Source organism: Georgenia sp. M64 (assembly GCF_038049925.1).
Lineage (GTDB): Bacteria > Actinomycetota > Actinomycetes > Actinomycetales > Actinomycetaceae > Georgenia.
This window is the reverse complement of sequence record NZ_CP145809.1, coordinates 886,790-911,478: the sequence shown is the minus strand read 5'-3', so window position 1 is coordinate 911,478 and position 24,689 is coordinate 886,790. Positions and strand designations below refer to the sequence as shown.

The following is a 24,689-nucleotide window of genomic DNA, read 5'->3' as shown; positions in this document are numbered from 1 at the left end:
GCACGGCCTCAGAGGAGCTCGGTGCGGCCCTGCGCGGTGAGCCGGTCGACGACGCCCTTGACCCGCTGGGCGTGCTCGCGGGTGGTGACCAGCAACGCGTCCGGGGTGTCCACCACGACCGCCCCGGGGATGCCCAGGACCGCGACGGTACGCCCGGCGGGGACCACGAGGGCGCCGTCCGAGGCCTCCGTGATGACCAGCCCGGGGTCACCGAGCACCGCGCCGTCGCCGGCGACGATCGAGGCGAGGGAGGCGAAGTCGCCGACGTCGTCCCAGCCCATCGCGGCCGGGACGACGGCGACGCCGCCCCGGGCCGCGACCGGCTCGGCGATGGCGTGGTCGATCGCGATCTTCTCCAGCCCCGGCCAGACCCGCCCGAGGACCTCGGCCCGGGCCGGGCCGTCCCACGCGTCGGCGATCGCGGCCAGACCGGCGGCCAGCTCGGGGCGCTGCTCGGCGAGGTGGTCGAGCAGGACCTGGGCCCGCACGACGAACATGCCGGCGTTCCACCGGTACTCCCCCGTGGCGAGGTAGCGCTCGGCGGTGGCCGCGTCGGGCTTCTCGGTGAAACCGCGCACCACCCGCGCCGTGGGCGCCGGTGCGCCGCCGAGGTCGACCGGGTCCCCGGCGCGGACGTAGCCGAACGCCGTGGAGGGGTGGTCGGCCTCGATCCCGATGGTGACGAGGTAGCCGGCGCGGGCGACGTCGGCCGCCTCCCGCACGGCGCGGACGAAGGCGGCCCCGTCCGTGATGACGTGGTCGGCAGCGAACGAGCCCACCACGACGTCGCCGTGCCGGCGCAGCAGGACCGCCGCGGCCAGGCCGATGGCCGCCATGGAGTCCCGGGGGGAGGGCTCGGCCAGGAGGTCGGCCTCGCGCAGGTCGGGCAGCTGGCGGTGCACCTCCTCGGCGTGGACCGCGCCGGTGACGACGACGGTGCCGCCCGGGCCGGTGAGCGGGGCGAGGCGGTCGAGGGTCTGCTGGAGCAGGGTGCGGCCGGCACCGGTGAGGTCCAGGAGGAACTTCGGTGCCGCACGCCGGGACAGGGGCCACAGCCGGGTGCCGGCACCGCCGGCCGGCACGATCGCGTGGAGGACGGGCTCGGTCATAGCAGGCACCCTAGCCGCGCCCGGGCGTGGTCAGCCGACCCGGTCCGCGGTGGCCGCGTGGACCGACGTGCCCGTCAGCGGCAGCCGCGCGACGGTGCGCCACACCCCGTCCTCGCCGTGCTCGTACAGCCGCATGCTGCCCTGGGCGTAGGTGGCCTCGAAGTCCTCCACCAGCAGGTGCGCCCGGTCGAGGGTGTCCTCGTCGAGGTCGTGGGCCACCGTGACGTGGGGGTGGTAGGGGAAGCGCAGCTCCTGGGCGAGCGGCCCGCTGCGGACGAGGGACTCCAGCGCGGCGCACCGCTCGGCGCCGCGGGCCACCTTGACGAAGACCACCGGGCTGACGGGCCGGAACGTGCCGGCACCCTCGAGGGCGACGACGAACGGGGCCTCCGCCGCCGCGATCGCGGCGAGGTGGGCGACGACGTCGGGCAGGTGGTCCCGCTCGACGACGGTCGGCGGCAGCAGCGTGATGTGCGGGGGGATGGCGTGGGCGAAGGGGTCGCCCACCCGCGCCCGGACGGCCTGCACGAGGGTGCCGTAGGGGGCCGGGACCTGCAGGGCGACGCCGATGCGCACCTGGTCGCCGGACCGTTCGGGGAGGTGCACGCCTACCGGCTCCCGGGGTGGCGGCCGAGGGCTGCGCGGGACGAGGTGGGCACGTCCCCATCCTGGCACCTCCGGGGCCGCTCGGGAACTCGCGGGCCCGGCCTGTTCGGCCGTGTTCGTTCGTGTTCGGGTCAGTGTATGCTGGTGGTCATGGAACGTGAGGGAACCGCGCCCCTGTTCGCGCGGCAGCGCCAGGAGTTCATCCTCGAGCAGGTCGCCCGGCACGGGGCCGTCCGGGTGGCGGAGGTCGTCGACGCGCTCGGCGTCTCGGAGATGACCGTGCGGCGCGACATCACCGAGCTCGTCTCGCGCGGCCTGGTCGACCGGGTCCACGGCGGCGCGGTCGCCACGGCGGGCGCCGCGGAGGAGCCGCTCTTCGGCACGAAGGTGGGTCAGCACCCCGGGGAGAAGGCGGCCATCGGGCGCCGCGCCGCCTCGCTGGTGCGCCCGGGGGACTCCGTCGCGCTGACCGGCGGCACCACCACCCTCGCCGTCGCCCAGGCCCTGGCCGCCCTGCCCCACGTGGGCACCCTCACGGTGGTGACGAACTCCCTGCCCGCCGCCCAGGTCCTCCACGACGAGGCCGAGCGCGCCCGCGCCGACTCCCGCCCCGCCCCCACGGTGCTGCTCACCGGCGGTGAGCGGACCCGCTCCGACGCGCTCGTCGGTCCGCTCGCGGTCGACACGCTGCGGCGGATGCGGGTGGAGTGGGCGTTCCTCGGTGCGCACGGGTTCGACCCCGCCACCGGCCTCATGACGCCCAACCTCGCCGAGGGCGCCACCAACGAGGCGATGGTGGGCGCCGCCCGGACCCCCGTCGCCGTCGTCGACGCCTCGAAGTGGGGCGCGATCGGCCTGCGCACCTTCTGCTCCGTGCACGAGCTGGCGGTGCTCGTCACCGACGAGCCCCCCGGGCCCGCGACCGTCACCGCCGCGGAGGAGCACGGCATCGTCCTCGAGATCACCCAGGAGTGAGACCCATGACCGCACCCGAGATCGCCTCGGTCCGCCGCACCAGCACCCGCCTGGCCGACGGACGCGAGCTCATCTACTTCGACGACTCCGAGCCCTACGTCTCCGGCGGGGCCACCCGCCGCCTGGACGACCCCCGACCGCTCCCGGACCGGTTCGCGCCGGTCACGGGCGAGGACGGGGTGCCGCGGCCGGTGACGGGACCGGAGATGCGCTACGACGTCCTCACCGGCGAGTGGGTGCCGATGGCGGCGCACCGGATGAACCGCACGCACCTGCCCCCGGCCGACGCCAACCCTCTCGCCCCGGCCCGCCCGGGCGCCGCCTACTCCGACGGGGAGATCCCGGACACCGACTACGACGTCGTCGTGTTCGAGAACCGCTTCCCCTCCCTCATGGCCGTGCCCGGCGTCGACGACGTCGTCACCCCCCTCGACGGCGAGGAGCTGTGGCCCACCCGCCCGGCGGCGGGCCGGTGCGAGGTCATCTGCTTCTCGCCCGACTCCACCGCCTCCCTCGCCGGGGTCGGTCGTCGTCGGATGCGCACCGTCATCGAGGCGTGGGCGGACCGCACGGCCGAGCTCTCCGCCCTGCCGGGGATCGAGCAGGTGTTCTGCTTCGAGAACCGCGGCCGGGAGATCGGCGTGACGCTGCACCACCCCCACGGCCAGATCTACGCCTACCCCTACCTCACCCCGCGCACCGCGACGATGCTGCGCCAGGCGCGCGCCCACCGCGCGCGCACCGGGCGCAACCTCCTGCGCGACGTCCTCGACGCCGAGCTGCGCTCGGGCCGCCGCGTGGTGGCCGAGTCCGAGCACTGGGCGGCGTACGTCCCGGCGGCCGCGCGCTGGCCCGTCGAGGTCCACCTCGCGCCGCGCCGCGACGTGCCCGACCTGCCCGCCCTCACCGACGCCGAGCGCGACGACCTCGCCGGGATCTACCTGCGCCTGCTCCAGGGCGGGGACCGGTTCTTCGTGGTCCCGCCCGGCGAGGAGGACTCCGGCGGCCCCATCCACCTGCCCTACATCGCGGCGTGGCACCAGGCACCGGTGCGCGAGGGCCGCGACGACCTGCGCCTGCACCTGCAGCTCTTCTCGGTCCTGCGCGCCCCCGGCAAGCTCAAGTACCTGGCCGGCTCGGAGTCGGGCATGGGCGCGTGGATCTCCGACACCACCCCCGAGCGCATCGCCGACCGGCTGCGCGAGGTGGTCCCGGCCGGGGCGGGTCAGGCGTGAGCGTCCCGCTGCTGCCGGCGTGGACCGACGCCGAGGGGGCCGCACGGGTGCGTGCGCTCTTCGCCGAGGCGCTCGGCGGGGAGCCGGACGGGGTGTGGGCGGCCCCGGGCCGGGTCAACCTCATCGGGGAGCACACCGACTACAACGACGGCCTGTGCCTGCCGCTGGCGCTGCCGCACCGCACGTTCGTCGCGCTGCGCGCGCGGCCCGACCGCACCGCCCGGCTCGTCAGCGCCCAGGAGGGCGCGGCGCCGGGCGGCGCGGCGGGACGGCGAGCCGTGCGCGAGGTCGACCTCGACGGCGTCGGGCCGGCCGGGTCCGCGGGCGCCGTCGACGGCTGGCCCGCCTACCCCGCCGGGGTGGCGTGGGCCCTGGCGGGCGACGGGCACCCCGTGCCCGGGTTCGACGTCGCGGTCGACTCGTGCGTGCCCTACGGCGCGGGTCTGAGCTCCTCCGCCGCGATCGAGTGCGCCGTCGCGGTCGCGCTGGACGGGGTCGGCGGGCTCGGTCAGGCCGGGCCGGACGACGACGCCGGACGGGCCCGGCTCGCCGCGGCGTGCGTCCGCGCGGAGAACGAGGTCGCGGGCGCCCCCACCGGCGGCATGGACCAGGCGGCGGCGCTGCGCTGCCGGCCCGGGCACGCCCTGCTCCTGGACACCTCCGACGGCTCCGTCACGCAGATCCCGTTCGACCTGGCAGCGGCCGGGCTGGCCCTGCTCGTGGTGGACACCCGCGCCGAGCACCGGCTCGTGGACGGTCAGTACGCCCGCCGCCGGGAGGTCTGCGAGAGCGCCGCGGCGGTCCTGGGGGTCGCCTCGCTCCGGGTGGTGGCCGACGCGCTCGCGGCGGGCACGACGACCCTGACCGACGTGCTCGACCGGCTGGCCGACGACGAGCAGCGCCGGCGCGTGCGGCACGTGGTCACCGAGATCGAGCGGGTCCGCGCGCTGGTGCGCGTGCTCTCGGCGGCGCCGGGGGCCGCGCTGACGGGGACGGCGCTGGCCGAGGCCGGGGCGCTCCTCGACGGGTCCCACGCCTCCCTGGCCGCGGACTACGAGGTCTCCTGCGACGAGCTGGACGTGGCCGTGACGGCCGCCCGGGCCGCGGGCGCGCACGGGGCCCGGATGACCGGCGGGGGCTTCGGCGGCTCGGCCATCGCCCTGGTGGACGCCGCCTCCGCCGCCGCGGTGGCCGACGCCGTGGAGCGGGCGTTCGCCGCCGCCGGGTTCGCCCGGCCGGAGTTCCTCGTCGCCGAGCCGGCCGGCGCGGCCGCCCCCGTGGGCTAGCACGTGTCGGGGCAGGACGAGGCACGCGAGCGGCTGACGGCGCTGCGGGCGGCGACCGCCGCCCGTCTCGCCGCGCTGGACCGCTCCTTCGCCGACGTCGTGGCCGCCGCCGAGGGGGCGAACACCGACGACGAGCACGACCCGGAGGGCACCACCATCGGCTACGAGCGGGCCCAGGTGGTGGCACTCACCGAGAGCGCGCGGCACACGCTCGGCGAGGTCGACGCCGCGCTCGACCGGCTCGAACGCGGCACCTACGGCACCTGCGAGCGCTGCGGGAACCCGGTCGGGCCGGGCCGTCTGGAGGCACGGCCGACGGCGACGCGCTGCGTCTCCTGCGCCCGGGCCGCCGCCCGCTGAGGCGACCGGGGACCCGGCCGTCCGGCAGCCCGGCGGCCGGGCTGACGGACCGCCGGGGCTCAGCCGAGCTCGACCGACGCGGCCAGCCGGACGACGTCGGCGTACTCCTGGGTGGCGAGGTACTCCTCCCGCTCCTGCGCGGTGCGGAACTGGTACCGGCCGCCGTCGAGGTGGACGGCGACGTCGCCGACCGCGTGCTCCTCGGGCAGGTCGCACGAGGCGCCGGAGTCCGGTGCGGAGGACGGGACGAGCCTGGTCGTGGAGACCTCCACCCCCAGGACGTCCTCGGCCGTGACCAGTCCGACGTCCAGGGACCCGAGCTGCGACCGCAGACCGGTGGGCCGGCGACCCTCGACGACGTACGTCGCGTCCGTCAGCGCGCACCCCGCCTGCTCCGCCGACGTCGTCACCACGAGCCGGGCGACGCTCCTGCCCCGCGGGTCGAAGTAGACGACCTCGTGACGCACGTCCTCGGCGCCGCCACCGGCCGCCGCACCGCTGAGCTCGTCGTGCGCCCAGGTCGCGTCGGACCGCCAGGAGAACTCGGCCGGTCCTGCGGCCCCGGGCGTCCAGCTCCCGGCTGGGGTGTCGACCGTCCAGGCGGTCGTCTCCGGGCCGAGCAGCCGCTCACCGGTCCCGGCGTCGACGCCGATCTGCGCGTACTGCTCGGCCATCCGCTCCGCGGCGGGCGGGTCGCCGGGCAGCTGGTACCCCAGGAGGGCGGGCCAGGAGTGGTACACCGGCACCGCCACCTGACCGCCGTCGAGCTCGCGCGGGTCCTCGACGGCCCACCGGCCGTCCTCCCAGCGGGCCAGGACGACACCCGTCACGACGTCGTCCAGGCCGGCCGCATGGACCGCCCGGTCGGACATGGTCAGCGCGGCGATGCCGTCCACGCAGCCGACCACCGGGTACTCCCACGGCTCGGTGGCGAGTGCCCGGTCGCCCTGGGTGAGCACCTGGGTGACGTCGAGGGCGGCGCAGGCGTCGGAGTCCTCGAGGTAGACCTGGTCGTGCGCCGGGACCAGGCCGTTGGGCAGGTCGGTCGGTGCGAGGGCGGGATCGGGAGACGTCGTCGCAGGCGTGCTTCCCTCGCCCGCGCCGCTGCCGGCGGGCGGGGCGGGCGTGTCCGGGGCGGTCCGCCACTCGTGGGCGATGACCAGGCCGCCGGCCAGCGCGGCCGCCACCCCGACGGCGCTGCCCCACACCGCGAGGTGATCGCGACGCCCACGCCGTCGCGCCGTAGACGCCACCGACGGTCCGGCCACCTCCGCGAGGCGGAACGGGCGCGGGCCGGGGGCGTCACGCGCGGGGTCGGCAACCTTCATCAGCTCTTCGATGCGGTCCATCAGCGCTGCCCTCCGTTCATGACGATCTCGTGCCCGACGAGCTCCGGTGGCGCGAGCCGGGCGAAGGCCTTGCGGGCACGGAACAGTCGCGAGGCGGCAGTGGCCTCGCCGCAGCCCAGGACGGCGGCCAGGTCGGCCCCCCGGAACCCGTCCCAGTAGGCGAGCATGAGGATGTCCCGATCTCGTTCGCGCATGGTCGACAGCACCTCGAGGACACGGTCGCGCACCACGTCCGGGCCGGGCGCCCACGTGACGGCCTCGTCGCGCAGCCTCGCCGTCAGCCGTTGCCGCCGGCCACGCGCACGGACCTCGTTGAGGACGAGGTTCTTCGCCGCACCGATCAACCAGGGCAGGTCCACCGGGCGTGCCGTCTGCAGCCGCTGCCACGCGATCCGGAAGACGTCGTTGGTCAGCTCGTCGGCCGTCGCCCGGTCCAGCACCCGCCGGTAGACGTAGCGGTGGACGGTCCCGGCGTGCTGGTCGTACAGCGCCTCGACGGCGCCGGTGTGGTCGGTCGGCACGTCATCCCCTCGTGCTCGGCGGCCGCCCGTCCCGGCCTCTCACCCCGTACATGTCCGGCACACGCCCCCAGATTTCGTGGACCCGGCGGCCATCGTGGCCGAGGTGCCCGGTGGCCGTGGGGTGCCGCGCCTCCTCACCGGCTTCCCGGGCGGCTAGAGGTCGTAGGTGGCGACCACGGGCGCGTGGTCGGAGAACCGCTGGTCGTAGGTGGCGGCCCGGTCGACGCCGGCGTCGACGGCCCGTTCCGCGAGCCCGTGGGTGGCGAGCTGGTAGTCGATGCGCCAGCCGGCGTCGTTGTCGAACGCCTTTCCCCGCCAGGACCACCACGTGTAGGGCCCGGGCACGTCCCCGGCGATCCGCCGCGCGACGTCGACGAGGCCGAGCTCGCCGGTCCACCGGTCGAGGTAGGCGATCTCGGCGTCGAGGGCGCCCGAGGTCTTGTTGTGGTTGCCCTTCCAGTTCTTGATGTCCCGCTCGCCGTGGGCGATGTTGACGTCTCCGGCGACGAGGACCTCTCGCTCCCCCGCCCGCGCCTGGCCGGTGAGCTCCTCCAGGCGCCTGCTCACCTTGTCCAGGTGCGCGTACTTCAGGTCCATCTTCTCCGTGCCGGCGGTGCCGGAGTGGACGTAGGCCGAGACGACCGTGAGGGGCCGCTCGCCGACCTCGAGGTCCATCTCCACCCAGCGGCCGGTGTCGACGGCGGGCTCGGGAGTGCCGTTGCCCAGCCCCACCCGCACCGCGGCGGCCGGGACGCGGGACGCGACGGCGACCCCGGCCCGGCCCTTGGCGTCGCTCGCCTGGTGCGCGACGTGCCAGCCCTCACCGAGGTGCTCGGCGAGGGTCCGGTCGTCGGCCCGGACCTCCTGGAGGAGCAGGACGTCCGGGTTGCGGGCGGCGAGCCAGGCGGCCATGCCGCGGCGGAAGGCGGCGCGGACGCCGTTGACGTTGACGGAGGCGACAGTGAGCACCGGGACATCCTCCCCGATCCCACCGACAGGGTGGGACGACGTCCGCGACGCGACGGCGCTCAGCCGGCGAGGCGCTCGGCGGTGTCGACCACGTTGGCCAGCAGCATCGCCCGGGTCATCGGCCCCACCCCGCCGGGGTTGGGCGAGAGCCAGGCGGCGACATCGGCGACGCCGGGGTCGACGTCCCCGCGCAGGGTCGCCCTCCCGGTGTCCGGGTCCACCACGCGGGAGACCCCGACGTCGAGGACGACCGCGCCGGGCCGGACCATGTCGGCGGTGATGATCCCGGGCTGCCCCGCCGCCGCCACGACGACGTCCGCCGCGCGCACGTGGTGGGCGAGGTCCGCCGTCCCGGTGTGGGTGAGCGTGACGGTCGCGTTGACGTCCTTGCGGGTCAGGAGCAGGCCGATGGACCGTCCCACGGTGGTCCCGCGGCCGACGACGCACACGTCCTTCCCGGCCAGGTCGATGCCGTGACGGGCGAGGAGCTCGAGCACCGCCCGCGGGGTGCAGGGCAGCGGGGACGTCACGGGCTCCTTGACCCGGAGGACCAGCCGGCCGAGGTTGGTCGGGTGCAGGCCGTCGGCGTCCTTGGCCGGGTCGATGAGCTCGAGGACGGCGTTGGTGTCCACCGCGGCCGGCAGCGGGAGCTGGACGATGTACCCGGTGCAGGCGGGGTCGGCGTTGAGCCGCGCGACGGCGGCCTCGACGTCGGCCTGGCTCGCCGTCGCCGGCAGGTCCACGCGGATCGAGGCGATCCCGACCTCGGCGCAGTCGCGGTGCTTGCCCGCCACGTACGCCCGGGAGCCGGGGTCCTCCCCCACCAGGACGGTGCCGAGGCCGGGGGTGCGCCCGCGGGCGGTCAGGGCCGCGACGCGCTCGGCGAGCTCGGCCTTGATCGTGGCGGCGGTGGCCCGCCCGTCCAGGACCCGGGCCGTCACTGCTGCAGCCCGGGGTAGAGGGGGAAGGCCTCGGTCAGCGCCCGCACCCGGGCCCGCATCGCCTCGACGTCGGTGCCGGCGCCACCGACGAGCGTCGTGGCGATGATGTCGGCCACCTCGGTGAACTCCGCCGCGCCGAAGCCGCGGCTGGCCAGCGCCGGGGTGCCGATGCGCAGGCCCGAGGTCACCCGCGGCGGGCGCGGGTCGAACGGCACGGCGTTGCGGTTGACGGTGATGCCCGCGGCGTGGAGGAGGTCCTCGGCCTGCTGGCCGTCCAGGGCGGAGCTGCGCAGGTCCACCAGGACGAGGTGGACGTCGGTGCCGCCGGTGACGAGGGAGACCCCGGAGTCGCGCACGTCCTGCTGGGTCAGACGCTCGGCGATGATCCGCGCGCCCTCGAGGGTGCGCTCCTGCCGGTCGCGGAACTCCTGGCCGGCGGCGACCTTGAACGCCACCGCCTTGGCGGCCACGACGTGCATGAGGGGCCCACCCTGCTGACCCGGGAAGACCGCCGAGTCCAGCTTCTTGCCGAAGGCCTCCTTGTCCCGAGCGAGCAGGAAGCCCGAGCGTGGGCCGCCGAGGGTCTTGTGGACCGTGGAGGAGACGACGTCGGAGTGCGGCACCGGGGAGGGGTGCAGGCCCGCGGCGACCAGCCCGGCGAAGTGGGCCATGTCGGTCCACAGGTAGGCGCCCACCTCGTCGGCGATCTCACGGAAGGCGGCGAAGTCGAGCTGGCGGGGGTAGGCCGACCAGCCGGCGATGATGACCTTGGGCCGGGACTCGAGCGCCTTCGCGCGCACCGTCTCCATCTCGATGCGGTGGCTCTGCTCGTCGACGCCGTACGCGGCGACCTTGTAGAGCTTGCCCGAGAAGTTGATCTTCATGCCGTGGGTGAGGTGCCCGCCGTGGGCGAGCGAGAGGCCCAGGATGGTCTCGCCCGGGGTGGCGAGCGCGTGCAGGACCGCGGCGTTCGCCTGGGCACCGGAGTGCGGCTGCACGTTGGCGTACTCCGCGCCGAAGAGGGAGGTCGCCCGCTCGATGGCGAGGTTCTCGGCGATGTCGACCTGCTCGCAGCCGCCGTAGTACCGGCGCCCGGGGTAGCCCTCGGCGTACTTGTTCGTCAGGACCGACCCCTGCGCCTGCAGGACGGCGCGCGGGACGAAGTTCTCCGACGCGATCATCTCCAGCGTCTCGCGCTGGCGGACGAGCTCGCCGTCGAGGACGGCGGCGATCTCGGGGTCGAGCTCGGCGAGGCTCTGGTCGGCCACGGACGTGGCGTCTTGCTGGGTCATCGTTCCTCCGGGGTTCGGTCACGCACACCCGGTGCGCGAGCACTGAAGGTGGTGACCCTCGGCCCAGGCGGACGACCTCGGAGTCGGTGGTGCCGTCGCTCCCCGGTGGTGGACCACCTGTGGCGCCAGTCGCGACGGGGACAGGCTACCAACTCCTCGCCGCTCAGCCGGCGACGGTCTCCTCCTCGTCCTCGTCTCCCCCCTCGCCGAGGATCCGGCGAAGGTAGGCGTAGGTGAGGTCCCCGGTGTGCTGGTCGTACTGGTGCTCGTAGCCGTGCTTGGCGTACATGGAGATGTTCTGCTTGGAGTCCTGCCCGGTGAAGACCCAGACCTCCTTGGTCTGCTCGGGCAGGTACTGCAGCACCGCCATGAGCAGCTGCGTGCCGATTCCCTGGCCCTGGAGGTCGGGGACGACGGCGAGGCGGCCGAGCGTGGCGCGCTCGGCCTCCAGCTCCACGCGGATCGAGCCGATGAGCCGGTGGCCCGACCAGGCACCGAGGGTGACGACGTCGGGGCGCTCGATGTCGGCGACGAGCTCGGTGAGCGACTGCGTCAGCGCGGGGAGGTTGGGGTCGCCGTAGAGCTGGGCCTCGGTGACGAAGGCCGCCCGTCGCACGGTGAGCAGCTCCCCGGCCTCGTCGACGGTGATGAGGTCGATCCTGACGTCGTCCATGGCCACAGTGTGGCATCACCTCGTGCCCGGCCGGGTCCTCATCCGCGGACGCCCGGGCCGGGCGGGCGCGCCGGCGGCTACCCTCGCCTCTCGTGACCACCGCCGAGCCGTCCGCGACCGCGAGCGCCGAGCACCTCGTCCTCGCCCTGTCCTGCCCCGACCAGCCCGGGATCGTCCACGCCGTCTCCGGCGCGCTGGCCGAGCACGGGGGGAACATCACCGAGTCGCAGCAGTTCGGCGACCCCTCCACGGGTCTGTTCTTCATGCGGGTGCAGGTCGAGACCGCGGCGCCGCGCGCCGAGGTCGAGGCCGCCCTGAGCGCCGTCGCGCGCCAGTTCGGCATGACCTGGAAGCTCGACCGGGTCGGCCGCCCGGTCCGGACCCTGATCATGGCGTCCAAGGACCCGCACTGTCTCGTGGACCTGCTCTTCCGGCAGCGGTACCAGGGACTGCCGATCGAGGTGGTGGGCGTGGTGGCCAACCACCCCGACCTCGAGCCCGTCGCGAGGTCCTACGACGCGCCCTTCCACCACATCCCGGTCACCCGGGAGACCAAGCCCGACGCCGAGCGCGCGCTCCTGGACATCGTCCACGCCGGCGACGTCGAGCTGGTGGTCCTGGCCCGGTACATGCAGATCCTCTCCGACGAGGTGTGCACCGAGCTGGCGGGCAACGTCATCAACATCCACCACTCGTTCCTGCCCAGCTTCAAGGGGGCCCGACCGTACGCCCAGGCCCACGGGCGGGGCGTGAAGCTCATCGGCGCGACGGCGCACTACGTGACCGCGGACCTGGACGAGGGCCCGATCATCGAGCAGGACGTCGAGCGGGTCACGCACTCCGACGACGTCGGCGAGATGGTCGCCCGGGGCCAGGACGTCGAGCGCCGGGTCCTCGCCCGCGCCGTGCGCTGGCACGCCGAGCACCGCGTGCTCGTGGACGGGCGCCGCACCGTCGTCTTCCCGTAGCGGCGGTCGTCGCAGCCGCGCGGGCACGCCGACGCCGTAGGACGAGCGACCGTCGACGCCGGCGCCCACGGCTGCGACGATGGAGCTCCCGACGAGGGAGGAACCATGAGCTCCGAGCAGCCCCGGCCGTGGTCCGACGGTGACCAGCCCCAGCAGGGCGGTCCACCCGACCGCGGCGAGCCCGGGCACGGGGAGCAGCCGCCCGGTCAGCCGCACCACGGCCGGCAGGACCAGCAGGACGGCGGGCAGCAGCAGCCCTGGGACGCTGGCCGGCAGGACGGCCCATCCCAGCCGTACGGCCAGCCCCCGTACGGCGGCCAACGCCCGTACGGCCAGCCTCAGTACGGCCAGCCCCAGTACGGCCAGCAGTACGGCCAGCCCCAGTACGGACAGCAGTACGGACAGCAGTACGCCGCCGGGCCCGGCGGCTACGGTCCCCGCAACGGTCTGGGCGTCGGGGCGCTCGTCGTGGGCATCCTCTCCCTGCTCATCGCCTGGGTGCCGTTCGTCGGGCTGCTGGGCGCGCTCGGTGGTCTGGTCGCGGTCATCATGGGGGCGGTCGCCCTTCAGCGCGTCGGACGGCGTGAGGCGACCAACCGCGGCACCTCCGTCGCGGGGATCGCCGTCGGCGTGCTCGCGATCCTGCTCGGCATCGCCTCCACCGTCTTCGGCGCGGCCCTGTTCGCCCGGCTCGGGCCGGACTTCGAGCAGTGCGTCGAGGTCTACCAGGACGACCCGGCCGGTCTCCAGCGGTGCCTGGGGGACATCGCCCGCGGCTGACCCGCCGTCCCGGGCGCTGCACGGACGACGGAGGGGCGCCCCGTGGGGGGCGCCCCTCCTCCTTCACCCCGACTAGCGCTGCGGGCCGCGGCCGGGCCGGTCGGCCGGCGGGCCGACCGGGGTCTCGGCGGGCTCGCCGGGGCCGGTCGGCCGGTCGCCGGGCTGTCCGGTGCCCGGGCCGTCGGCCGCGTCGACCAGCACGGCGACCGTGCGGGCCGGCACGGTGACCGTGCCGGTGGCGGCGTCCCACGTGGTGCCCCGCACGACGGCGTCGGCCCCCTGCTCCTGGACCCGGGAGAGCGCGTACTCGCGCCCGGCCAGCTCGGGCAGGGCCTGGGTGACCGGCTCCGGCGAGGCGTTGAACACCGTCAGGACGCCGTCGAGCTTCTTGTCGACGTCCTCCCCGACGAGGTCGTCGACGTGCATGACGAGCACGCCCGGCGCCGCATCCGGCCCGGAGGCCGGGAAGCTGACCTTCTCCTGGATGAGCTGCGCCGAGCCGAGGCGGAACAGGTCCGTGGAGTGGCGCAGCCGGAGCAGGTCCTGGGCCTGGGCGGCCGACGCCGCGATGTGCTCGGGTGCGGGACGCAGGTCCGGGTTCGCCAGCAGCGGGGCCATGACGTCCCACTTGTCGCCGTTGTCCGGCTCCGGGGGCAGACCGACACCGAAGTTGTTGGTCTGCATGGTCAGGTCGAGCAGGTTGAAGTGGTCCCCGGAGTTGTAGCTGTTGCGGTCGAGGGACTTGCTGCGCAGCAGGTCGGTGCCCGCGTGCCAGAAGCTGGGCGTCTGGGCCAGGGCCGTGGTGGCGAGCGAGAGCGTGTTCATGCGCACCCGGTCGTCCATCGACGTCTCCACCGGCAGCTTGAACGTGAGCGAGTCGAACAGCGTCTCGTTGTCGTGGGCGTCGACGTAGGTGATGACCTCCTCCGGGGATGTGGCGTACCCGGCGGGCTGGCCGTTGTAGTCCAGCTCCGCGCCCGACTGCTCGGTCCCCGCCGAGGTGAGGAAGGTGTAGTCGCGCAGGTTCCCGGCCAGACCGAGGCGGACGAGGTCGGTGGCGTGCGCCAGACGGGCGGCCTGCTCCTCGGGGGTGCCGGCGGCCACGGCGTTGGGGTCGGTGGCCAGGCCCGAGCCGAAGCCCTGGTGGGTGCGCTGGTCCTCGTCGAACGGACCACCGCCGCGGACGGCGTCGCGCAGCCGGTCGGAGAAGGTGCCGATGCCCGTGCCGTCGAGCTGGCCCTGGGTGGCCTGGTGGAACCGGGCGTTGTTCGCGACCTCGCCGAAGTTCCAGCCCTCGCCGTAGAGGTAGACCTCCTCGCCGTCGATGCCGTGCTCCTCGACGGTCAGGGCGTCGAGGGCCTCGCGGACCGCCTCCATGTTGTCGCGGCTGTGGTGGCCCATGAGGTCGAAGCGGAAGCCGTCGACGCGGTAGTCCGCGGCCCAGGTGACGACGGAGTCGACCATGAGCTTCTCGGCCATCTCGTGCTCGGTGGCGACGTTCTGGCAGCAGGTGGACGTCTCGATCGAGCCCGTGCCGCTGAGCCGGTGGTAGTACCCGGGGACGACACGGTCCAGCACCGACGTCTCCGCCTGCCCGGCGGCCGCGGTGTGGTTGAAGACCTCGTCGAGGACGACCTGCAGGCCGGCGTCGTGCAGCCCGCCGACCATCGAGCGGAACTCGGCGACGCGGGCACCGCCGGTCTGGTTGCCGGCCGAGGCGTAGGACCCCTCCGGGGTGGAGAAGTGCAGCGGGTCGTAGCCCCAGTTGAAGCCGTCCTCGTCGCGCACGGCCATGACCGCGGCCTGCTGCTCGGCGGAGTCGGGCGCGGCGCCCTCGGGGATCTCCGGCACCGCCTGCGCGGCGCGCTCCTCCTCGATGGTCGCGATGTCGAACGTCGGCAGCAGGTGGACGGTGTTCATGCCCGCGTCGGCGAGCTCACGCAGGTGGGTCATCCCGTCCGTGCCCTCGAGGGTGAACGCGGCGTACGTGCCGCGCAGCTCCTCCGGGACGGTGCTGTCGGCGATCGAGAAGTCGCGGACGTGGAGCTCGTAGATCGTCCGGTCGACCGGGTCGTCGATCTCCGGCGCCGGGGTCTGCGCCCACAGGGCGGGCGCCCAGGTGTCGTCGTCGAGGTCGACGAGCACGGAGTGGGTCGAGTTCAGGGTCAGGCCGACCGAGTACGGGTCGGTGACCACGTTGGTCTCGACCGCGCCGGTGGTCTGGACGTAGACCTCCACCTCGTAGCGGTAGGCGCGGTCCTCCCAGTCCGCCTCGCCCTGGACGGTCCACGAGCCGTCGGCCTGGCGCTCCATGGCGACACGCTCGGGCTCGCCGGTGCCGGCCGGGTCGGCGTGGAGCAGGAGCGTGACGTCCTTGGCGGTCGGTGCCCACAGCGCCAGCGCCGGGGCGCCACCGGAGAAGTCCGCGCCGAGGACCCGCTCGCCCGCGGCGTCGGCGTAGAGGTCGTCGAGGACCCCCGGGATCTGGACGCCGGTGAACGCGACGGGCCCGTCGGGCCCGCTGAGGAGGACGGCGAGCTGGCCGGTGAGCAGCTCCTCGACCTGCCCGCGGTCCAGGCCCTCGACGTCGAGGGCGACGTAGCCGGCCAGGTGCGGGAACCGCTCGGCGAGGCCCTCGTCCAGGCCGGTGCCGGCGTAGGTCAGCGCCGTGCTCGCGCCGCCGGTGACGGCGCCGTCGGTGAGGCCGAGACCGCCCTCCGCCGCGTGGTGGAGGCTCCAGGTGAGGTCGGCCGGGTCGGCTCCGCCGAGGAGGTCGGCGGGCCAGGCGAGGGTGTCGGCGTCGAGCCAGTGGGCGAGCTGCTGGCCGGTCCCGGCCAGCGGCGGGTCGGTCACCTCGATGGTGAGCAGGTGGGTCGCGATGTCGTACGAGAAGGTCGCGGCCTTGCCGTCGCCGGGGGCCGAGAACGTGTAGTTGGCACCGCCGGGGGCGCCGCCCGTCCCGTAGTTCTCGTCCCACGAGAGGTTGTGCGCGACCTTGACCTCGTAGCTCCCGGCGGGGATGTCACCGGTGGTGAAGGTGTAGGTGCCGTCCCGCTCGGGGTCGACCATCAGCGAGACCAGGCACTGGGGCTGCCAGTCCCCCGGGCAGCCGAGCTCGCTCTGGAAGCTGCCCGGCAGGGTGACGAACGGACCCTCGGCGGAGCTGGTGACGACGTGGCTGACCGGGTCGTAGACGAACGTCACCGGCCCGCCGGAGTGGGTGTAGGCGATGTCGGACCCGCCCGGCACCCCGCCGACGCCGTAGTTGACGTCCCAGCTGCCGCCGACGGCGACCTTGTACTTGTAGTCGCCGGCGGGCAGGTCGAACGTGCCGACGTACCTGCCGGACGCCTCGTCGAGCGTCAGGGCAGCGGCGGCGCAGTCCGGCTGCCAGTCGCCCGGGCAGCCCATCTCGGAGTTGTGGTCCCCCGGCACGGTGACGAAGAGCTCCTCGTCCGGCTGCGCGGGCGGGGCGCCGGTGACGTCGACGCCGACCGAGCCCACGGTCGAGGCCGCGGCGGTGTTCCCGGCGGCGTCGACCGTCACGGCCCGGTACTCCACGAGCGTGCCGGCGGCGAGGCCGTCGACGTCGTGGAAGACGCGGGGGGTGTCGTCCTCGGCGGTGCCGAGGGTCGTCCACGCGGTCTCACCCACGATGCGGTAGGAGAACGTGGTCTCGGACCAGACGTCGTCCGCGACGTCGGCCGTCACCGGGACCAGGCCCTCGAGCTTCGCGCCGTGGGCGGGGGTGAGGGTGATCGGTGCAGCCTCGGCGGGCGCGCCGACGGTGGCGTCGGCGACCAGCACGACGGCGGACAGCGCGGGGACGGTGAGCGTCACCGAGCCGCTCGCGTCGGCCGTCACCGCGGTGGAGGTGCCGTGCAGGGGCGTGTACGTGGCGCCCGGCGTGAGGGTGGTGAAGGTGGCGCTCTGCTCGGTGCCGGTGCTGTTCGTCGCGACGAGGTGCTCGACCTTCTCGTCGCGGTCGACCCGCGCGAAGGCGTAGACGCCGTCGGCGGCGTGCAGCTCGATCTGCGCGCCGCGGTCGAGGGCCGGGCGGGCGTCGCGCAGGGCGGCGAGCTCGGCGATGTGGGTGTACAGCGGCGCGGTGGTGTCGTAGTGGTCCCCGGTGCCGTACGTGCCGTCGAGGGTGGGCTGGCCGAGGTACTCCGCGGTGGCGGAGGCGAACATGTCCTGGCGGGCCGACTTGTCGTTGCCCGTCCCGATGAAGCCCTGCTCGTCGCCGTAGTAGACCACCGGCTGGCCGCGGGTGAGGTACATGAGCGAGTGCGCCAGCTCCGAGCGCTCGAGCTCGGAGCCGCTGCCCTGGAGGAGGTAGCCCACCCGGCCCATGTCGTGGTTGCCGAGGAAGGTCGGCAGGGCGTCGGCGCTGGAGTCCGCGGTCGTGTAGTAGTCGTCGGTGGCGAAGAAGCTCGACAGACCGGCCGGCCCGGCACCCTTGGCGTAGCCGAGGGCGGCGGACTGGAACGCGAAGTCCAGGACCGACGACATCTCGGTCTTGCGGACGTAGGGGGAGGTCAGGCGGGCGTCGGCGTCGAAGACCTCGCCGAAGGTGAAGAAGTCGGGGTTGACCTCCGCGGCGTGGGCGTCGATCGCGGTGGTCCACTCCTCCCAGAACTCGAAGTTCACGTGCTTCGCGGTGTCGATGCGGAACCCGTCGATGCCCATGTCCATCCACGCGCGGTAGATGTCGACCATCTCGGACACGACCGTGGGGTGCTCGGTCATGAGGTCGTCGAGCCCGATGAAGTCGCCGTAGGTGACCGACTCCCCGGTCCAGGTCGAGTCGCCACGGTTGTGGTAGAGCGTGACGTCGTTCAGCGCGGCCGGGGTGACGTCGCCGCCCGTCCGGACCGGGGTGTACGGGAAGGACGTCGTGTCCATGGCCGGGAAGTCGCCCGTGCCGGCGTAGTCGGCCGGGTCGAACGGCTGGTCCGCCGTGTCGAGGTAGGGGCTCGCCGACTTCTCGACGTAGCTGTAGACGCCCTCCTCGTAGTCGATGAGGTCGGCGGTGTGGTTGGTGATGATGTCGAAGAAGACGTCGATCCCGCGGGCGTGGGCCTCGTCGACGAACGCCTCGAGCTCGGCGTTGGTGCCCAGGTGCGGGTCGATCTGGGTGAAGTCGGTGATCCAGTAGCCGTGGTACCCGGCGGACGCGTCCGCGCCCTCGCCCTGGACGGGGTTGTTCTTGAAGGACGGCGTGAGCCAGATGGCCGTGGTGCCCAGCCCCTCGATGTAGTCCAGCTGCTCGCTGAGGCCCGCGATGTCACCGCCGTGGTAGAAGCCCTTGTCGGCCGGGTCGAGGCCGTGGTCGAGCCGGTCGCCGGCGATGCCACCGGTGTCGTTGGTGGTGTCGCCGTTGGCGAAGCGGTCGGTGAGGACGAAGTAGAAGCTCTCCCCCGCACCCTCGGTGCGCACCGGCGCGGCGACGAGGGCGTCGTCGGCGGCGGTGTAGCCGCCGGCGACGCTGAGCACCTCGAGGGCGAGCTGCTTGGTGGTGTCGTCGAAGGTGAACCGCACCGTGGCCGGCCCGGCGAGGACGAGCGGCCGGTTGTCCGCGGGATAGGACTCGTCCCACGCGCCGTCGAGGGCGACCTTGTACTCGTAGGAGCCGCCCGGGACCTCGAACTCGGTGGCGTAGAGGCCCTCGGTGGCGGTCGGGGCGAGCACGGTGTCGGGGCACTCCGGCGCCCAGTCGGCGGCGCAGCCGAGCTCGTCCTGGAGGTTCCCGACAAGGGTGACCAGGCGGTCGGCCGCCTGGGCGGGAGCGGCCGCGGTCAGGGCGGCCAGCCCGGTCAGGGCGAGGGTGGCGGTGCTCAGCGACGCGATGGCGGCGCGCAGACGGCGTGGCATGCGGTGGGACTCCTTCGTCGGCTGCGCGCCCTCGCGCAGGTCTCGACGGAGGCTAGCCGCTCTGCAAGCATTTCAGCAAGCCTTGCAACGGCTCGCATGGCGAGACGCGCGAAACGGGGCGAACCCGGTCGAGCCAGACCCGGCGCCCACCCGACGAGAGCGACGGCTGCCCCAGCGACAGGTGGCTCGACCGGCCGGGAGACGCCGCCGGGCGGCGGCGTGACGTGCACGAGCGGCGCCCCGGCCGTGCGGCCGGGGCGCCGAGGATCAGGCTGTGCTCACACGAGGCCGAGCTGCTGGACGGCGTCGCGCTCCTCGACGAGCTCGGCCACCGAGGCGTCGATCTTCGCGCGGGAGAAGTCGTTGACCTCCAGCCCCTGGACGATCTCCCAGCGGCCGTCGCGGGCGCGGACCGGGAAGGAGGAGATGAGGCCCTCGGGCACGCCGTAGGAGCCGTCCGAGACGATGGCGGCGGAGGTCCACCCCTCCCCCTGGGTGCCCGTGACCCAGTCGTGGACGTGGTCGATGGCCGCGTTGGCGGCGGACGCCGCCGAGGACAGCCCACGGGCCTCGATGATGGCGGCGCCGCGCTTGGCGACCGTGGGGATGAACTCGCTCTCGAGCCAGGCCTCGTCGACGACGTCGGTGGCGGCACGCCCGCCCACCCGCGCGTGGAAGATGTCCGGGTACTGGGTGGCGGAGTGGTTGCCCCAGATGGTCAGCCGCTCGACCTCGTTCACCGCGACGCCCGCCTTCGTGGCGAGCTGGTGGAGGGCGCGGTTGTGGTCCAGGCGCGTCATGGCGGTGAAGCGCTCGGCGGGGACGTCGGGGGCGTGGCGCTGGGCGATGAGGGCGTTGGTGTTGGCGGGGTTGCCCACGACGAGGACCTTGACGTCGTCCGCGGCGCCGGCGTTGATCGCCTCGCCCTGCGGGCCGAAGATGCCGCCGTTGGCCTCGAGGAGGTCGCCGCGCTCCATGCCCTTGCTGCGCGGCCGCGCTCCGACGAGGAGGGCGACGTTGGCGCCGTCGAACCCTTGACGGGCGTCGTCGAAGATGTCGATGCCCGCCAGGAGCGGGAACGCGCAGTCGTCGAGCTCCATCGCGGTGCCCTCGGCGGCCTTGACGCCCTGGGGGATCTCAAGCAGGCGGAGGCGGACCGGGGTGTCCTGACCGAGCAGCTGGCCCGAGGCGATCCGGAAGAGCAGCGCGTAGCCGATCTGTCCGGCCGCTCCGGTCACGGTGACGTTCACCGGGGTCGTGGTCATCGGGGCACTCCTTCGTGTGGCTCGGAAAGTATCTCGGCATCAAGATTACCCCGGGTGGCCAGGCTCACACCCGGGAGTCCGGGTGGCGGGCACCTGGCGGCCCCCGGGCGCGCCGACGCCCGGCCTCCCCGCAGGGCCGGCCGGGCGTCGGGGCCGTGCTCAGGCCAGGCGGGCCGAGAGGTTCTCGTCGAGGGTGGCGAGGAAGTCCTCGGTGGTCTGCCACTCCTGGTCCTTGCCGACCAGCAGCGCGAGGTCCTTGGTCATCTTCCCCGACTCGACGGTCTTGATGACGACGTCCTCGAGGGTCTCGGCGAAGCCCGTGACCTCGGGGGTGCCGTCGATCTTGCCGCGGTGCTTGAGGCCACCGGTCCAGGCGAAGATCGAGGCGATGGGGTTGGTCGAGGTGGGCTTGCCCTGCTGGTGCTGGCGGTAGTGCCGGGTCACCGTGCCGTGGGCGGCCTCCGCCTCGACGGTCCTGCCGTCAGGGGTCATGAGGACGGAGGTCATGAGCCCGAGCGAGCCGAAGCCCTGGGCGACGGTGTCGGACTGGACGTCGCCGTCGTAGTTCTTGGCCGCCCAGACGTACCCGCCCTCCCACTTCATGGCCGCGGCGACCATGTCGTCGATGAGGCGGTGCTCGTAGGTCAGGCCGGCGGCGTCGAACTGCGCCTTGTACTCGGTCTCGAAGACCTCGGCGAAGATGTCCTTGAACGCGCCGTCGTAGGCCTTGAGGATCGTGTTCTTCGTGGACAGGTACACCGGGTAGCCGCGCTGGAGGCCGTACGCGAACGACGCACGGGCGAAGTCCCGGATGGAGTTGTTGTAGTTGTACATGCCCATCGCCACGCCGCCGTCGTCGCCGTAGTTCGCGACGACGTGCTGGACCGGCTCCGACCCGTCGGTCGGGGTGAAGGTCATGGTGAGCTGCCCGGCGCCCGGCACCTTGAAGTTGGTCGCCTTGTACTGGTCGCCGTGGGCGTGACGGCCGATGATGATCGGCTTCGTCCAGCCCGGGACCAGGCGCGGGACGTTGGAGATGATGATGGGCTCGCGGAAGACGACGCCGCCGAGGATGTTGCGGATCGTGCCGTTGGGCGAGACCCACATCTTCTTGAGGCCGAACTCCTCGACGCGCGCCTCGTCGGGGGTGATCGTGGCGCACTTGACGCCGACGTTGTGCTCCTTGATCGCGTTCGCGGCGTCGATGGTGACCTGGTCGTCCGTGGCGTCGCGGTTCTGGATCGACAGGTCGTAGTAACGCAGGTCGACGTCGAGGTACGGGTGGATGAGACGGTCCTTGATGAACTGCCAGATGATCCTCGTCATCTCGTCGCCGTCGAGCTCGACGACGGGGCCCGCCACCTTGATCTTCGCCATGTGCCGCTACTCTCCTGACCGCCCGGAGGGCGCTCGACTCCGCGCCGGGGCACCGGCGCCTGGAACAGATTACTCGACGTCAAGATACCGCGCTCGGCTCGACCCGTTCAGCCCGTGCGGCGGGCGTCGAGGCGGTCGACCCGCCGCCCGTCCATCTCGGTGACCGTGAGGACGAGGTCGTCCCAGGTGATGGTGTCACCCGGGGCGGGCACGTGCCCCAGCCGGGCCATGACGAAGCCGCCGAGGGTGTCGAAGGGCCCCTCGGGCAGCTCCCGACCGAGCACCTTGCCCACGTCGGCGCGGCCGAGCCGGCCGGCGACGGACTCGGTGGCCCCGGTCGCGACGACCTCGGGAACCTCCCGGTCGTACTCGTCCTGGATCTGGCCGACGAACTCCTCCACGACGTCCTCGAGCGTGAGGATCCCGTCGGTGCCGCCGTACTCGTCGACGACGATCGCGAGGTGCGCGTGGCTGCCCCGCATCTCGGTGAGCGCCGTCAGCACGCGGGTGCCGGTGGGGAAGAACAGCACCCGGCGCACGAGGTCGCCGACGCTGCGCACGTGCTCCTCCGGGTGGATGAGGTCCCGGATGTGGATGAACCCCAGGACGTCGTCGGTGTCCTCGCCCCTCACCGGGTAGCGGGAGTGCTCGAGCCCGCGCACGAGAGCCTGGGCGCGTGCGATGGGCAGGGCGGCGTCGAGGAACTCGACCTCGGTGCGCGGGGTCATGACCTCCTGGACGGTGCGGTCGCCGACCGAGAGCAGGTCGACGACCATGTCGCGCTCCTCGACGCCCAGCGCCTCGTGGCGCGCGACGAGGGCGCGCAGCTCCTCGGTGCCCATCTCCTCCCGGGGGGCGGACGGGTCGCGTCCCAGCAGCCGCATGACGACGTCGACGGAGGCACCCAGGAGCCAGATCACCGGACGCATGGCCGCGGCGACCCAGTCCAGCGGTGTGGCGACGACGAGCGAGAACCGTTCGGCGCTCTGCATGGCCAGCCGCTTGGGGACCAGCTCGCCCAGGACGAGCGAGAGGTAGGAGACGAGCACGGTCGTCCCGACGAAGGCCAGGCCGTAGGCGGTCCCCTCCGCCAGGCCCCAGCCGCGCAGGAGCGGGGCGATCTGCGGCGCGATCTGGGCGGCCCCGAAGGAGGCGGAGAAGAACCCGGTGAGGGTGACGCCGATCTGGACGGCGGAGAGGAACCGGTTGGGGTCGGCGGTGAGGCGCGCCACCCGCGGGCCGGCCCCGCCCCGCTCCGCGAGGGACTGGACCTGGCTCTCCCGCAGTGAGACCAGAGCCATCTCCGAGGCGGCGAAGACACCGCCGAGCACGATGAACAGCAGGACGAGGACGATGTCGGGGACGAGGTCGCTCACGCCACCATCCTGGCGCACGGCGGGCGCCGGGCCGTCAGGGCAGCGCGAGCGTCGCGTTGCCCCAGGGGGCGAGGTAGACCAGGGCGCCGGCGAGGGCGAGCAGGAGGACGACGTCGACGGGACGCGAGCGCGACCCCGGCACGAGCGCCTCGGGCAGGACCCCCCGTGCGACCGCGACGGCGGCGAGGAGCCCGGCGAGGACGAGGGCCGCCGTCCGGGCGTCGGACCACACCGCCACGAGCGCCACGAGGGCCACGGCGAGGACGAGGACCGCCAGGAGGGCCAGCCGGGGGCCGCGTGCGGGGGACATGATGCCGGCGAGACTACCGTGGGACGGGTGCCCGTCCCGATCGTGCCCGAGTCCGCGCCCACCCGCGGGCGGGACGTCCCGCCGCGCTCGGTCCTCGTGGTCGGCGCCGGGCTGGCCGGGCTGCGGACCGCGGCCGAGCTGCGCGCCCAGGGCTTCACCGGGCGCCTCACCGTCGTCGGCGCCGAGGACCGGGCACCCTACGACCGGCCGCCCCTGTCCAAGGAGCTGTTCACCCGCACCGAGCCGCTGTGGCTCGCCGAGGAGGGCTACGGCGACCTCGGCGAGCTCGCCGACCGGGTCCTGCTCGGGCGGCGCGCTCGACGCCTGGAGGCGGACGGCACCCGCGCACGGGTGACCCTGGCGCCGGCCGGCCCGCCGGCGGGGACACGCACGGGCGCCGAGGAGACCGTCGAGGCCGACGTCGTCGTGCTCGCCGTCGGCGCCGCCGCCGCCCGGCCGTCCTCCTGGGACCACGCCCTGACCCTCCACGGCGCCGACGACGCCGCGCGGCTCCGCGGCCTGCTCGTCCCGGGCGCCCGCCTCGTCGTCGTGGGCGCCGGCTGGATCGGCGCCGAGGTCGCCGGGCAGGCGGCCCTGCACGGGTGCGAGGTCACGGTCGTCGAGGCCGCCCCCACACCGCTGCACCGCCAGGTCGGGGCCGCCGCCGGGGCGCTGACCGCGCCCTGGTACGCGGCGGCGGGCGTGGACCTGCGGTGCGGCCGCGCGGTGACGGCCGTGCGCCCGGACGCCGTGGTCCTCGCCGCGAGCGCCCGGGAGCCGGCCGAGGAGGTGGCCGCCGACGTCGTCCTGGCGGCCACGGGCGTGCGCCCCGCGACGGCATGGCTGGCGGGGGCGGTCCCGCTCACCGGGCAGGGCGCCGTCCCGGTCGACGCCGCCGGCCGGGTGCGAGGCGGTCCGCCCAGCGTCCGGGCCGTCGGGGACTGCGCCGAGATGACGACGCCGACCTTCGGGACCGTGCCGGGCGGGCACTGGGACGCGGCCCTGAGCCACCCGGCGGCCCTCGCCGCGGGCCTGCTCGGCCGGCCGGCACCGCCCACGCCCGTCCCCTACGTGTTCTCCACCCAGCTCGGCCACGACCTCACGCTCGTCGGTCAGCCTCCCGCGGACGACGACGTCGAGGTCGTCCTCCGCGGCGACGTCACCGCCGGGTTCACGGTCCTCTACCTCCGGCCCGGGCACCGCCTCGCGGCGGGCCTGACCGCGGACCGGCCCCGGGACGTCGCCGCACTTCGTCGCCTCCTCGCCGCGGGGTCCGACCCCGCGCTGGACGTCGGGCGGGCGAGCGACCCCGAGGTGCCGCTGCGCCGAGCCGTGCGCTGACACCGGCCGGACGCCGGCGCAACACCGGCGCGACGCTGTCGCAACATCGGCAACGCCGGCGCGACGCTGGCCCGGGCGGGCG

Annotated in this window: 20 protein-coding genes and 1 riboswitch; of the genes, 7 read left to right on the top strand and 13 right to left on the bottom strand. The window is 74.2% G+C overall.

Features of this window, described 5'->3' with window-relative positions; all coding sequences use genetic code 11:
• Nucleotides 1–8 precede the first annotated feature (8 nt).
• Both AAEM63_RS04085 and AAEM63_RS04080 read right to left on the bottom strand, forming a co-directional pair.
• Nucleotides 9–1,109, bottom strand: coding sequence for a mannose-1-phosphate guanylyltransferase (locus AAEM63_RS04085; protein WP_341360381.1), 1,101 nt, complete (start codon nt 1,107–1,109; stop codon nt 9–11).
• Nucleotides 1,110–1,139: 30 nt separating this feature from the next.
• Nucleotides 1,140–1,715, bottom strand: coding sequence for a 2'-5' RNA ligase family protein (locus AAEM63_RS04080; protein WP_341360380.1), 576 nt, complete (start codon nt 1,713–1,715; stop codon nt 1,140–1,142).
• Nucleotides 1,716–1,865: 150 nt separating this feature from the next.
• Here AAEM63_RS04080 and AAEM63_RS04075 point away from each other — a divergent pair, with 150 nt between their 5' ends.
• The 4 genes from AAEM63_RS04075 to AAEM63_RS04060 are packed head-to-tail and all read left to right on the top strand — an operon-like array spanning nt 1,866 to nt 5,571.
• A complete protein-coding gene (locus AAEM63_RS04075; RefSeq protein ID WP_341360379.1) occupies nt 1,866–2,690 on the top strand; it encodes a DeoR/GlpR family DNA-binding transcription regulator in 825 nt (274 codons plus the stop codon).
• Between the two features lie 5 nt (nt 2,691–2,695).
• Nucleotides 2,696–3,925 (top strand): galactose-1-phosphate uridylyltransferase, encoded by a 1,230-nt coding sequence (galT, locus tag AAEM63_RS04070; RefSeq protein WP_341360378.1) that lies wholly within the window; start codon nt 2,696–2,698, stop codon nt 3,923–3,925.
• Nucleotides 3,922–5,211 (top strand): galactokinase, encoded by a 1,290-nt coding sequence (gene galK, locus AAEM63_RS04065; protein ID WP_341360377.1) that lies wholly within the window; start codon nt 3,922–3,924, stop codon nt 5,209–5,211. The genes galT and galK overlap by 4 nt, the downstream gene beginning before the upstream one ends.
• 3 nt (nt 5,212–5,214) lie before the next feature.
• Complete coding sequence (locus tag AAEM63_RS04060) at nt 5,215–5,571, top strand: TraR/DksA C4-type zinc finger protein (RefSeq protein WP_341360376.1); 357 nt, start codon at nt 5,215–5,217, stop codon at nt 5,569–5,571.
• 59 nt (nt 5,572–5,630) lie between these two features.
• Here AAEM63_RS04060 and AAEM63_RS04055 read toward each other — a convergent pair whose 3' ends face one another.
• From AAEM63_RS04055 to AAEM63_RS04030, 6 genes are all read right to left on the bottom strand, one after another.
• A complete protein-coding gene (locus tag AAEM63_RS04055) occupies nt 5,631–6,920 on the bottom strand; it encodes a hypothetical protein (protein ID WP_341360375.1) in 1,290 nt (429 codons plus the stop codon).
• Nucleotides 6,920–7,441 carry a sigma-70 family RNA polymerase sigma factor gene (locus AAEM63_RS04050; RefSeq protein ID WP_341360374.1) on the bottom strand — a complete coding sequence of 174 codons (522 nt, stop codon included), beginning with the start codon at nt 7,439–7,441 and terminating at the stop codon, nt 6,920–6,922. Before AAEM63_RS04050 ends, AAEM63_RS04055 begins: the two co-directional genes overlap by 1 nt.
• Before the next feature lie 153 nt (nt 7,442–7,594).
• Nucleotides 7,595–8,410: an exodeoxyribonuclease III gene (locus AAEM63_RS04045; RefSeq protein WP_341360373.1), complete on the bottom strand. Its 816-nt coding sequence runs from the start codon at nt 8,408–8,410 to the stop codon at nt 7,595–7,597.
• 59 nt (nt 8,411–8,469) lie between these two features.
• Nucleotides 8,470–9,351: a bifunctional methylenetetrahydrofolate dehydrogenase/methenyltetrahydrofolate cyclohydrolase gene (locus AAEM63_RS04040; protein ID WP_341360372.1), complete on the bottom strand. Its 882-nt coding sequence runs from the start codon at nt 9,349–9,351 to the stop codon at nt 8,470–8,472.
• Nucleotides 9,348–10,643, bottom strand: coding sequence for a serine hydroxymethyltransferase (glyA, locus tag AAEM63_RS04035; protein WP_341360371.1), 1,296 nt, complete (start codon nt 10,641–10,643; stop codon nt 9,348–9,350). Before glyA ends, AAEM63_RS04040 begins: the two co-directional genes overlap by 4 nt.
• A 54-nt stretch (nt 10,644–10,697) precedes the next feature.
• Nucleotides 10,698–10,786: riboswitch (ZMP/ZTP riboswitch) on the bottom strand.
• A 20-nt stretch (nt 10,787–10,806) separates the two neighbouring features.
• The gene (locus tag AAEM63_RS04030; protein WP_341360370.1) at nt 10,807–11,316 is read right to left on the bottom strand and encodes a GNAT family N-acetyltransferase; all 510 of its coding nucleotides are present in this window, start codon (nt 11,314–11,316) and stop codon (nt 10,807–10,809) included.
• 92 nt (nt 11,317–11,408) lie between these two features.
• Between AAEM63_RS04030 and purU the strand changes: the two genes are divergently transcribed.
• Nucleotides 11,409–12,284, top strand: a complete 876-nt coding sequence (gene purU, locus AAEM63_RS04025) for a formyltetrahydrofolate deformylase (protein WP_341360369.1) — start codon at nt 11,409–11,411, stop codon at nt 12,282–12,284.
• 105 nt (nt 12,285–12,389) lie between these two features.
• Nucleotides 12,390–13,064: a DUF4190 domain-containing protein gene (locus tag AAEM63_RS04020; RefSeq protein WP_341360368.1), complete on the top strand. Its 675-nt coding sequence runs from the start codon at nt 12,390–12,392 to the stop codon at nt 13,062–13,064.
• Between the two features lie 72 nt (nt 13,065–13,136).
• Here AAEM63_RS04020 and pulA read toward each other — a convergent pair whose 3' ends face one another.
• From pulA to AAEM63_RS03995, 5 genes are all read right to left on the bottom strand, one after another.
• On the bottom strand, nt 13,137–18,938 hold the full coding sequence (gene pulA / locus AAEM63_RS04015; protein WP_341360367.1) for a pullulanase-type alpha-1,6-glucosidase: 5,802 nt from the start codon (nt 18,936–18,938) through the stop codon (nt 13,137–13,139).
• A 278-nt stretch (nt 18,939–19,216) separates the two neighbouring features.
• Nucleotides 19,217–20,203 carry a malate dehydrogenase gene (locus tag AAEM63_RS04010; RefSeq protein ID WP_341360366.1) on the bottom strand — a complete coding sequence of 329 codons (987 nt, stop codon included), beginning with the start codon at nt 20,201–20,203 and terminating at the stop codon, nt 19,217–19,219.
• 159 nt (nt 20,204–20,362) lie between these two features.
• The gene (locus AAEM63_RS04005; RefSeq protein ID WP_341360365.1) at nt 20,363–21,580 is read right to left on the bottom strand and encodes an NADP-dependent isocitrate dehydrogenase; all 1,218 of its coding nucleotides are present in this window, start codon (nt 21,578–21,580) and stop codon (nt 20,363–20,365) included.
• Nucleotides 21,581–21,687: 107 nt separating this feature from the next.
• The gene (locus AAEM63_RS04000; RefSeq protein ID WP_341360364.1) at nt 21,688–22,956 is read right to left on the bottom strand and encodes a hemolysin family protein; all 1,269 of its coding nucleotides are present in this window, start codon (nt 22,954–22,956) and stop codon (nt 21,688–21,690) included.
• A gap of 34 nt (nt 22,957–22,990) precedes the next feature.
• Nucleotides 22,991–23,266, bottom strand: a complete 276-nt coding sequence (locus AAEM63_RS03995) for a DUF3017 domain-containing protein (protein ID WP_341360363.1) — start codon at nt 23,264–23,266, stop codon at nt 22,991–22,993.
• Between the two features lie 27 nt (nt 23,267–23,293).
• Between AAEM63_RS03995 and AAEM63_RS03990 the strand changes: the two genes are divergently transcribed.
• Nucleotides 23,294–24,607, top strand: coding sequence for an FAD-dependent oxidoreductase (locus AAEM63_RS03990; RefSeq protein WP_341360362.1), 1,314 nt, complete (start codon nt 23,294–23,296; stop codon nt 24,605–24,607).
• The last annotated feature ends 82 nt before the right edge of the window (nt 24,608–24,689 follow it).